Origin of the sequence: Nocardia sp. NPDC059764 (genome assembly GCF_042732555.1) — a bacterium.
In the GTDB taxonomy this organism is placed as follows: Bacteria; Actinomycetota; Actinomycetes; order Mycobacteriales; family Mycobacteriaceae; genus Nocardia.
This window is the reverse complement of record NZ_JBHWHH010000315.1, coordinates 1-3,536: the sequence shown is the minus strand read 5'-3', so window position 1 is coordinate 3,536 and position 3,536 is coordinate 1. Positions and strand designations below refer to the sequence as shown.

3 protein-coding genes are annotated in these 3,536 nt (G+C 68.8%); all 3 read left to right on the top strand.

The annotated features are described in order from the left end of the window. The first annotated feature begins 122 nt into the window (after window positions 1-122). The 3 genes from ACFV4K_RS35115 to ACFV4K_RS35105 all read left to right on the top strand — a co-directional run bounded on the left by ACFV4K_RS35115 (window position 123) and on the right by ACFV4K_RS35105 (window position 3,524). Window positions 123-827, top strand: a complete 705-nt coding sequence (locus ACFV4K_RS35115; protein WP_379280605.1) for an enoyl-CoA hydratase/isomerase family protein — start codon at window positions 123-125, stop codon at window positions 825-827. A gap of 184 nt (window positions 828-1,011) precedes the next feature. Next, on the top strand, window positions 1,012-2,199 hold the full coding sequence (locus ACFV4K_RS35110) for a M20 family metallopeptidase (protein ID WP_379280607.1): 1,188 nt from the start codon (window positions 1,012-1,014) through the stop codon (window positions 2,197-2,199). A gap of 206 nt (window positions 2,200-2,405) precedes the next feature. Further along, entirely contained in the window at window positions 2,406-3,524 is a 1,119-nt protein-coding gene (locus tag ACFV4K_RS35105; RefSeq protein WP_379280606.1) for a M20 family metallopeptidase, read from the top strand. Window positions 3,525-3,536 lie beyond the last annotated feature (12 nt).

Here is a 3,536-nt window from a genome sequence, read left to right as displayed (position 1 = left end):
TCCCTCCTCCGCTCCTCCGCTTCGCTCCGTCGCTCCGTCGGTCCAGACCGGGGCGGGCCGCGAACCTGCGAGGCTTGCTACCCGCGAGTAGTAATCCCTTTTGCGGGCGTTACCCTCTGCGCATGGCGTATTTGAAGCGTGACGGGGATGTGTTCGTGCTGTTCCTCGGTACCGAGGGTCAGACCATCGACAGCGAGAACCGTTTCCACCCGGACTGGATCACCGAGGTCCACGCGCTGCTCGACGAGGTCGAGGCGTCCGAGGGTCCGGCCGCGCTGGTGGTCACCGCCAACGGCAAGTTCTTCTCCAACGGCCTCGACACCGACTGGCTGTTCGGGAATTTCGACAAGAACTGCTGGTACCTGGACCGCGTGCACTCGCTGTACTCCCGCCTGCTGACCTTCGGCATGCCGACCGTGGCCGCGGTGAACGGGCACGCCTTCGGCGCGGGCGCCATGCTCGCCACCTCCTGCGACTTCCGGGTCATGCGCGCCGACCGCGGCTTCTGGTGCCTGCCCGAGGTGAACCTGGGCATGCCGTTCACGGTCGCCATGAACGCGCTGCTCACCAACCGCCTGATCAACCAGGTCGCGGTGGAGGCCATGACCACGGGCCGCCGCTACGGCGCGGACGACGCCCTCGCGGCCGGAATCGTGGACGCCAAGGCGGATGCTGAGTCGTTGCTGGCCACCGCGATCGCGCGCGCGGACCTGCTCAAGGGCAACCGCAAGCCGAACCTGCCGGTCATCAAGAAGGCCCTGCATCAGCAGGCGCTGGCCGGGCTGGCCGTGGAGACCACCCCCGAGAACCTGGCGTTCAACCCGTAACCGACCGCCTGCGCCGGAGATTTTCCGGCTTACCTGCTGCGACAGAGTTGCGCGGCAGTGCGAGACTGTTGGGATGTCACCATCGCGCAACGGCGATGACCGGAGATCCTGCGCACCGATCGGACGTCCCGAGACGTCCGTGCCGTCGTCGCATCATCCGACCGTGGCACCGGCCGATCCGGCATTGCTGGCCGCGGCCGATGCCGCGATCGCCGGCTACCGCGATCAGCTGATCGCGCTCTCGCACGACATCCACTCCGAGCCCGAATTGGCGTTCGAGGAATTCCGGAGTGTCGCCAAGACGATCGAGCCGTTGCGCGAACGCGGATTCCGTATCGAATCGGGTGTGGCGGAGCTGCCGACCGCATTCACCGCGGAATTCGGCAGTGGCGAACTCGTCGTGGGTATTTGCGCCGAATATGACGCTTTGCCCGAAATTGGTCATGCTTGCGGGCACAACATCATCGCCGCGTCCGCGGTGGGCGCGGCGCTCGGGCTGGCCGCCGTCGCCGACGCCTGCGACATCACCGTGAAGGTGTTGGGCACCCCGGCCGAGGAGTCGGGCGGCGGCAAGGTGCTCATGCTGGACCGCGGCGTATTCGACGACCTGGCCATGGCCATGATGGTGCACCCGGGCCCGGAGGACATCGCCGGCGCGCATTCGCTGGCCCTCGCCGACCTCTCGGTGGTCTACAGCGGCCGTGAATCGCATGCCAGCGCGGCGCCCCAATACGGGCGGAACGCGCTCGACGCCGTCACCGTCGCGCAAGTTGCTTTGGGTTTGCTGCGTCAGCATCTCCTCCCCGGGCAGCAGCTGCACGGTATAGTCGGGTCGGGCGGCGTCGCCCCTAATATCGTGCCCGGTCACGCGGAACTGCTGTATTACCTACGTGCGGTCGACTCCGCGACCCTCGACGATCTGATGCAACGAGCATCGGCTTGTTTCGAGGCAGGTGCCCTGGCAACCGGATGCACCCACGAAATCCGGAAGCTCGCGCCGACATATACCGAGCTCACTCCCGATAGCGCACTACTGTGTGCCTATCGCGAGCAGATAACCGCGCTCGGTCGCGAGCCCATCGCCCCGGAATTCGAGGCGGCACGGCCGCTGGGCAGCACCGATATGGGCAACGTCACCAACGTCATCGCCGGTATTCACCCGGTCATCGGCATCGATGCCGGGGGCGCGGTGACCCATCAGCCCGCCTTCGCTGCGGCCGCGGTCAACGCCTCGGCCGACCGTGCGGTGCTGGACGGGGCAACGGCGTTGGCCCGCACGGCGATACATATCGCAGGCGACAAAATGCACAGGGACAGGTTGTCGGAGAGAGTCGGTCAACGGCAGTTTCAGCGACAGGAGGACATTCGGTGAGCACAACCGGCCGGTCCCGGGCGGGAGCGTCAGGCCCGGAGGCGGCAGCTCGCGTAACCACGCAGGGCCCCGCGAGCGCCCCGATGTACACCGCGCGGGTCAACGGGCCACTCGCGGCGTCGTGCGTGACTACGCAGCCGGCGTCGGGCGTCGCGGGGGAACCGGTTTCCGGGTACGAGGCGGTCGAGTCCTGGCTCGCCGAGCACATGGACGACCTGAAGGCGTGGCGTCGCCACATCCACGCCAACCCGGAACTGTCCCGAACCGAGTTCGGCACCACCGAATTCGTGGAGTCCTGGCTGGTCAAGGCCGGTCTCGAACCCCGCAAACTACCGAGCGGCACCGGCCTGATCTGTGACATCGGCCCGGACGGCCCGCGCATCGGCCTGCGCGCCGACATGGACGCGCTGCCGCTGCAGGAGTACACGGGCCTGCCGTTCGCCTCCACCGTGCCCGGCGTCTCGCACGCCTGCGGGCACGACGCGCACACCACCATCCTGCTCGGCACCGCGCTCGCGCTGGCCGAGATCGAGGACCTCCCGGTCGGCGTGCGGCTGGTGTTCCAGCACGCCGAGGAGGTCATGCCCGGCGGCGCCGTCGACATGGTCGCCGCCGGCGCCATGGAAGACGTCTCGCGCATGTTCGCGCTGCACTGCGACCCGCGCCTGGAGGTCGGACAGGTCGGCATCCGGATCGGCGCCATCACCTCGGCCGCCGACACCGTCGAGCTGGTGCTCGATTCCCCCGGCGGCCACACCTCCCGCCCGCACCTGACCAGCGACCTGGTCTACGCCATGGGCACCGTCATCACCGGACTGCCCGGCCTGCTCTCGCGCCGCATCGACCCGCGCACCAGCACGGTCATGGTGTGGGGCGCGGTGTCGGCGGGCAAGGCGCCCAACGCGATTCCGCAGACCGGCATGCTGACCGGCACCGTCCGCACCGGCGATCACGCCACCTGGTCCCTGCTCGAGCCGATGGTCCGCGAGATCGTGGAGGGGCTGCTCGCGCCGACCGGCGTGCGCTACCAGCTCAACTACAAGCGCGGCGTGCCGCCGGTGGTGAACGACGAGCAGGCCGTGCGCATGTTCGAGGACGCGATCCGCGCTCTGGGCCCGGACGCGCTGGCCGACACCCAGCAGTCCGGCGGCGGCGAGGACTTCTCCTGGTACCTGGAGGAGGTGCCCGGCGCGATGGCCCGGCTCGGCGTCTGGTCCGGTTCGGGGGAGCAGCTCGACCTGCACCAGCCGACCTTCGACCTCGACGAGCGCGCGCTCGCGGCGGGGGTCCGGGTGTTCACCAATATCCTGCTGAACGCCCGCTGACCTCCGGGCGTC